We start from the raw sequence: 6,889 nt of genomic DNA on the forward strand, positions 1-6,889 counted from the left end.
GCGTTTCTCAAGGCCGGAGGTGTCGGCATTGGGGTCGGCCTGCGCCTTCAAGTCGGCATTGGCATTGGCGATCATGTCATCCGAATAGGGAACACCGACGCGCGCGTTCGCAACCAGGTGTGTCGAGAAGTTCTTCACCTCAATCGGCGCGTCCTTCAGGAAGGCATAGCTCGGCATGACCGATTCCGGCACGACCGAGCGCGGGTCGGCAAGATGCGCGACGTGCCAGGCATTCGAATAGCGGTCACCGACGCGGGCGAGATCCGGCCCGGTGCGTTTGGATCCCCACTGAAAGGGATGGTCGTACATCGACTCGGCAGCCAGGCTGTAGTGGCCGTAGCGCTCGACCTCGTCGCGAAACGGCCTGATCATCTGGCTGTGGCAGAGGTAGCAGCCTTCGCGCACATAGATGTTGCGCCCGACAAGTTCGAGCGGCGAGTAGGGGCGCAGGCCTTCCACCTTCTCGATCGTGTTGTCGAGATAGAAGAGCGGCGCGATCTCGACGATGCCGCCGACGGTCACCACAAGAAGAGAGCCAACGAGAAGGAGCGTGGCGTTCTTCTCTATGATTGCGTGTCTGTCCATCAAGCCCATTATCTGGCTCCTTATTCGGCAGGCTGAAGGGCGGGAACGGAGCCGGGCATCGGCTGCTCCTCGCGCTGATATCCGAGGATGGTCATGGTGATGTTCCAGGCCATGATCAGGGCGCCGGAGAGGTACATGGCCCCGCCGATGGCGCGCATGACATAGTAGGGGTGCATGGCGGCGACGGTCTCGGCGAAGGAGTAGACCAGGAAGCCCTGCTCGTCGTATTCGCGCCACATCAGGCCCTGCATGATGCCGGACACCCACATGACCGCAGCGTAGACAACGATACCAAGTGTCGCCAGCCAAAAGTGCCAGGTGACCAGCCGCAGCGAGTAGAGCCGTTGCCGGTTCCAGAGCTTCGGCACCATGTAGTAGATCGCGCCGAACGAGATCATGCCGACCCAGCCGAGCGCGCCGGAATGGACGTGACCAATGGTCCAGTCGGTATAGTGAGATAGCGAGTTGACCGCCTTGATCGACATCATCGGCCCTTCGAAGGTCGACATGCCGTAAAAGGCGATCGCCATCACCATCATGCGGATGATGGGGTCTGTGCGGAGCTTGTCCCACGCGCCGGACAGCGTCATCAGGCCGTTGATCATGCCGCCCCATGATGGCATCCACAGCATGATCGAGAACACCATGCCGAGCGTCTGCGCCCAATCGGGCAGGGCGGTGTAGTGCAGGTGGTGCGGCCCGGCCCAGATGTAGAGGAAGATGATCGCCCAGAAATGGATGATCGACAGCCGATAGGAATAGACCGGCCGGTTTGCCTGCTTGGGCACGAAGTAATACATCATGCCGAGGAAACCGGCAGTCAGGAAGAAGCCGACGGCGTTGTGTCCATACCACCATTGCGTCAAGGCGTCCTGGACCCCGGAAAAGGCGGAATAACTCTTGGAGCCCAGGAACGAGGCCGGCATCGACAGGTTGTTGATCACATGCAGCATCGCGATGGTCACGATGAAGGAGAGGTAGAACCAGTTGGCGACGTAGATGTGCGGTTCCTTGCGCTTGAAGATCGTGCCGAGGAACAGGATGAGATAGGCGACCCAGACGATGGTCAGCCAGATGTCCACATACCATTCGGGTTCGGCGTATTCTCGGCTCTCGGTGATGCCGAGCAAATAGCCGGTCGCGGCCATAACGATGAAAAGCTGGTAGCCCCAGAACACGAACCAGGCCAGATCGCCACCGAAGAGCCGGGCGCGACAGGTTCGCTGCACGACATACAATGATGTGCACAAGAGCGCGTTGCCGCCGAAGGCGAAGACGACGCCCGACGTGTGCAGCGGCCGCAAACGGCCGAAATTGAACCAGGGCTGGATGTTGAGATCGGGATAGGCAAGCTGCAGCGCGATGACGACGCCGACCAGCATGCCGACGACACCCCAGAACATCGTGGCGATGGCGCCGTAGCGGATCGGACCGTCCATGTAAGCGGAAGGATCGACTGCGACTGCCGGGGCGAAATTCGTGTTGCGAAGGAGAATGGCGACAAAGCCGAGCAACACCAAGAACAACACCCACATATGCTGTCGGAATGGCGCGTCCACGCCGAAGCCGGCAGCCACAAAAGCCGCGAATGTGAAAAGGCTCAAGGCGAAGATGTGCGTGCCGAACTTCATGACATGTCCCCGACGTCGACTCCGATGCGCGGATGTCAATCCGCAGGGACAGCAATTCAGCAGTCACGTCGCCGCCGCCTTGATCCATGTCAAAGCCCGGCGCTTTCGGATTGGGCAGCCTTGGGTGCGCAAACGATCAGGAGGTTGCCGTTGAACAGGGAGAAGGAGCTGGGATCGTCGCTGTCTAAAACAAGCCGCGAAAATTCGATACTGGCGGTTCGATCTGGGAGAGAGGTAGTTCCGGCGGCGGTGATGAAACGTGCGCATCTCGAAAAGCTGCAGCTGTGCGATGCTCTGGAAAGCATAGCAGACACGTTGCCGAAGGTTGATCGTTTGAAATGCCTGAGCATGGCAAACGCGATCGTCCCGCTGTTGCGAAACATTCATCGATACGAAGAGACGATGATCTTCCCGGCCTACGAGGCTGCTTTGAACAGCCGCGACGCCAACCTCGATTCCACCCGGCGACTGCGCGCCGAGCATGTCGAGGATGAATGCTATGCCGCCGAGGTGACCGAGATTCTGCTGGCCATCGGCCATGGCAAAACCGTTGACAATGCCGAAGCGGTTGGCTTCATGCTGCGCGGCTTCTTCGAAAGCTTGCGCCGGCATATCGCCTTCGAGCGCGAGCACGTCTTGCCGATGATTGGATCCGACTATTGATCCTAGGCGCCCGAGCGGCGCTGTAGTCGGTTCAGGTTATCGACTGTGACATGCCGATTGTTCTCAATCCGGATCACGCCATCTGATCGCAACCTGGTCAACTGGCGGCTAACTGTCTCGATCGTCAGACCGAGAAAATCGGCGATGTCGGCGCGGGTCAATGGCAGGTCGAAACTTGTCGACTGGGCGGAGGAGTCGAGCGCGGGGTCGATGTTCCTGGCGATCATGAGAAGAAAGCTCGCCACCTTTTCCGAAGCACTCTTGCGGCCCAGCGTCACCATCCAGTCGCGGGCATCATCGAGTTCGTTCAGCGTCTGCTTGAACAGGCGATGCTCCAGTCCCGGAGACTCTTTCATCATCCGTTCAATGGCGGCCTTGGGGAATGAGCACAAGGAGACTGCGGTTGCAGCCTCGGCGTTGATGGCGCTTTCCACCTTGAAGGGCCTGCCCAAAAAATCGGGAGCAAATTGGAGCCCGACAATCTGCTGGCGCCCATCCGAAAGGCTCTTTGTAAGCTTGACCACGCCGGAGAGCACGTTCGAGTAACTGTCGACGGTCTCGGCGTCGCCAATCAATTCCACGCCGGGCTCAACCGTATGTTTCGATGAAGTTCTGGCTAGACCCACCAGTTGTTCAGGGTCGAGAGCGCCGCAAACGCCATGGTGGCGCGCCTCGCACGATTGGCAAAGCACGGGAATGCCGGCGCTGTGTACATCCTGACGCACTGTCATCGTGGTCTTCCGCGGGTCCAAAGTCCTGTCACGATATAGCATCGACCCAAGCAAAAGCGCTTGCGGCAGTTTGTCCGCAGCCGATGGGCATTGACCGAAATCAAGGCGCTACTGCCTCTTGTGAGCAACATCGCGCGACACAGCCCGGAGCAGATTAGGACATGCGCCCAGATTTAGTTGCCCGACTTGGCGAGAACGTGCCGCGTTACACGAGTTACCCCACGGCGCCGCATTTTCATCCGGGTGTCGATGCTGCTGTGTGTCGTGGTTGGCTGCAGGCGCTTGGCGAGGATGACGAGATCTCGCTCTATCTGCATATCCCTTATTGCGACAAGCTTTGCTGGTTCTGCGCCTGCCATACGAAGCAGACACGCCACTACGAGCCGGTGACCCAATATCTGCACTCGCTGCATGACGAGATCGCGACCGTTGCCTGTCTTGTCGCAGGCAAGGGCCGCTTGCGTGCCGTTCATTTCGGTGGTGGTTCGCCAACCATGCTCAAACCGCAGGATATCGTTGCACTATCGGAAGTCTTGCGCGATGGATTCACATTTCTTCCCGACGCCAGGATCAGCGTTGAAATCGAACCCAACGACATGGACGAAGCCCGGCTCGACGCACTCGCCGAAATCGGCATGACGAGAGCGAGCCTCGGCGTCCAGGATTTCGATCCCAAGGTCCAGAAGGCCATCAATCGCGAGCAGACCTTCTTGCAAACGAAAGCTGTCGTTGACGGCGTTCGTTCGCGCGGCGTCGAATCGGTCAACTTGGACCTGCTCTATGGCTTGCCGCACCAGACCCGGGAGAGCGTTTCCTCGACGGTCGCACAAGCGTTGACCCTGGAGCCGGATCGGATCGCCCTTTTTGGCTACGCGCATGTGCCGTGGTTCAAAAAACATCAGACAATGATCGACGAGGCCTGGTTGCCAGGTCCGGAAGAGCGGTTTGCCCAATCGCAACTGGCAGCGCGCGCCATCCTTAACCAGGGATACGAAGCAATCGGGCTCGACCATTTCGCCAAACCGGACGATGCGCTGGCGGTTGCCGCGCGTTCGGGAACTTTGCATCGGAACTTTCAGGGCTACACCGAAGATCGCTGCGAGACTTTGATTGGCCTTGGCCCTTCATCCATCAGCCAGTTTCGCCAGGGCTACGTCCAGAACATGCCTTCGACCGCTGAATATGGCCGCATGGTGGGTGAGGGTGGGTTGGCTTCGGTCCGCGGGATTGCCTTTTCCAACGACGACCGCGCTCGCGGGTGGATCATCGAGCGGCTGATGTGCGACTTCGCCTTTTCGGCGATCGACCTGGTTGAGCGCTTCGGCGAAGCCGGCCAAAAGCTTCTCAGCAAGGCAAGCTCGACCGCGCTTCTTGACCCCGCACGCATGCTTGAATTGAACGGCGACCACTTCGTCGTGCCGGTGGAAAGCCGCCCCTTTGTCAGGAGCGTCGCCGCGAAGTTCGACAAATATTTCGAAACCGGCAAGGCCAGGCATTCAGTAGCGGTCTGAACATTGGCCCGGTCAGAAATGCTCGCCGGCCTTGAACGGGCCGATACGAGTGCCTGCCGCGATCAGGTAGGCGGTCGACCAGCCGATTAGCAAGAACCCGTTTACGCCCTCCAGCGCCGCCAGCACACGCCACGCATGGGCAGGCACGATGTCGCCATAGCCGACGGTCGAAAAGGTAATGGTCGAAAAGTACAGTGCGGTTTCGAAGTCGGCGAAGATATCAAGCAACCTATATAGGCCGGCCCAGAGCCAGACCTCTACGGTCATGACCGCAAAGAGGCCCATCACCACGCTGATCATCGCCACGATGCGGCTGCGGCGCCCGTGCATGCGAAACCGCGCGACCAGATACCCCATCGCGTGTGTGACGGCGATCAGACCAAATGTGTGGACGAGAACCGTCAGACTTATGACGACAGTGCCGATGAGTAGATTGAGGATCATGCGCGGAACGTAGCCGCCAAGAGCCCTTCGTCCTTGTGCGAGATCAATCTCAATCCCGACGGAGGTCTGAAAGCGCGGAAGCTCTGGCCAAAAACCGACACTCTGCTCTTTAGACTGAATCTCAGATTTCAGCCATTTCAGCCTTGAGGCAGCGTGCCCAAAGTTTGAAGGTCTGTAATATTGGCCGTACTAATTTGGAAAAAACCACCCAAAAAAGTACGGCGACAATTTCGCTAAGTGTTTGAAATGCATGGTGATCCCGACAGGAATCGAACCTGTGACCTACAGATTAGGAATCTGCCGCTCTATCCTACTGAGCTACGGGACCACGCGGCCAGACACATAGCCGCTTCGGATCGTTTCGCCAAGAGGCCGGCCGAAGGCAATCCGGCCGGCTTTGCGCTGCCGCCGTCAGGCGGCCAGCGCGGTTTCCGCCAGTTTCACCCAGTAACTCATGCCGTGCGGGATGACCTCGTCGTTGAAATCGTAGGCAGGGTTGTGGAGACCGGCGGTGTCGCCATTGCCGATGAAGATGAAGGCGCCGGGGCGGGCTTCGAGCATGTAGGAAAAATCCTCGCCACCCATCACCGGCTGGATGCCGCGGTGGACATGGGCGCCGCCGGCGACACTCATCGCGACATCACCGGCAAACACCGTCTCTTCCGCGTGGTTGAAGGTCACGGGGTAATTTGCCTGGTAGTCGACCTCGATCTTTGCCCCGAATGCGGTCGCCAGCCCGTCGCATATGCTGCGGATGCGCTCTTCGGACTTCTTGGCGATCTCCTTGCGCAGGGTGCGCACGGTGCCGGCGATTTCAGCGGTTTCGGGGATGATGTTGTAGGCGTCACCGGCGTGGAACTTGGTCACCGACACCACCATGGCCTCGACCGGATCGGTGCTGCGCGAGGCGATCGTCTGCAAGGCGCCGACCAGTTGGCTGGTGATGACGATCGGGTCGATCGTGCCGTGCGGCATCGCCGCGTGGCCGCCCTTGCCGCGCACGGTGATGGTGAACTCGGCGGTCGCCGCCATGATCGGGCCCGGGCGAATGGCGAACTGCCCGACAGGCAGGCCCGGCATGTTGTGCATGCCGAACACCCTGGAGATGTCGAAACGCTCCATCATGCCGTCCTTGACCATCTCGTTGCCGCCGCCGCCGCCCTCTTCGGCCGGCTGGAAGATCACCGCCACGGAACCGGTGAAGTTGCGCGTCTCGGCGAGGTATTTGGCCGCGCCCAGCAGCATTGCCGTGTGGCCGTCATGGCCGCAGGCGTGCATCTTGCCGGGGATGGTCGAGGCGTAGGACTTGCCTGTGATCTCGTTG

At 59.6% G+C, this 6,889-nt stretch carries 7 protein-coding genes and 1 tRNA gene; 2 read left to right on the top strand and 6 right to left on the bottom strand.

The genetic code is table 11. The annotated features are described in order from the left end of the window. A partial coding sequence (gene ccoO / locus EN750_RS12050; RefSeq protein ID WP_127396556.1) for a cytochrome-c oxidase, cbb3-type subunit II occupies window positions 1-594 on the bottom strand: 594 nt, incomplete at its 3' end. 11 nt (window positions 595-605) lie between these two features. Continuing rightward, window positions 606-2,216 (bottom strand): cytochrome-c oxidase, cbb3-type subunit I, encoded by a 1,611-nt coding sequence (gene ccoN / locus EN750_RS12055; RefSeq protein ID WP_127396557.1) that lies wholly within the window; start codon window positions 2,214-2,216, stop codon window positions 606-608. Window positions 2,217-2,468: 252 nt separating this feature from the next. Between ccoN and EN750_RS12060 the strand changes: the two genes are divergently transcribed. Beyond that, entirely contained in the window at window positions 2,469-2,879 is a 411-nt protein-coding gene (locus tag EN750_RS12060; RefSeq protein WP_127396561.1) for a hemerythrin domain-containing protein, read from the top strand. Window positions 2,880-2,881: 2 nt separating this feature from the next. Here the strand turns inward: EN750_RS12060 and EN750_RS12065 are convergent, their stop codons facing one another. Then, window positions 2,882-3,610 (bottom strand): Crp/Fnr family transcriptional regulator, encoded by a 729-nt coding sequence (locus tag EN750_RS12065; protein WP_127396558.1) that lies wholly within the window; start codon window positions 3,608-3,610, stop codon window positions 2,882-2,884. Between the two features lie 161 nt (window positions 3,611-3,771). On the opposite strand from EN750_RS12065, the gene hemN reads away from it, so the two are divergent. After that, window positions 3,772-5,121, top strand: a complete 1,350-nt coding sequence (gene hemN / locus EN750_RS12070; protein WP_127396559.1) for an oxygen-independent coproporphyrinogen III oxidase — start codon at window positions 3,772-3,774, stop codon at window positions 5,119-5,121. A 12-nt stretch (window positions 5,122-5,133) separates the two neighbouring features. Here the strand turns inward: hemN and EN750_RS12075 are convergent, their stop codons facing one another. The 3 genes from EN750_RS12075 to EN750_RS12085 all read right to left on the bottom strand — a co-directional run. Further along, window positions 5,134-5,565 carry a potassium channel family protein gene (locus EN750_RS12075; protein WP_127396560.1) on the bottom strand — a complete coding sequence of 144 codons (432 nt, stop codon included), beginning with the start codon at window positions 5,563-5,565 and terminating at the stop codon, window positions 5,134-5,136. Between the two features lie 251 nt (window positions 5,566-5,816). Beyond that, window positions 5,817-5,893 (bottom strand) — tRNA-Arg (locus EN750_RS12080). A gap of 83 nt (window positions 5,894-5,976) precedes the next feature. Then, window positions 5,977-6,889 (bottom strand): amidohydrolase (locus tag EN750_RS12085; protein WP_145967581.1); only part of this gene is annotated, 913 nt, incomplete at its 5' end.

This window comes from Mesorhizobium sp. M7A.F.Ca.ET.027.03.2.1 (assembly GCF_003999175.1).
In the GTDB taxonomy this organism is placed as follows: Bacteria; Pseudomonadota; Alphaproteobacteria; order Rhizobiales; family Rhizobiaceae; genus Mesorhizobium.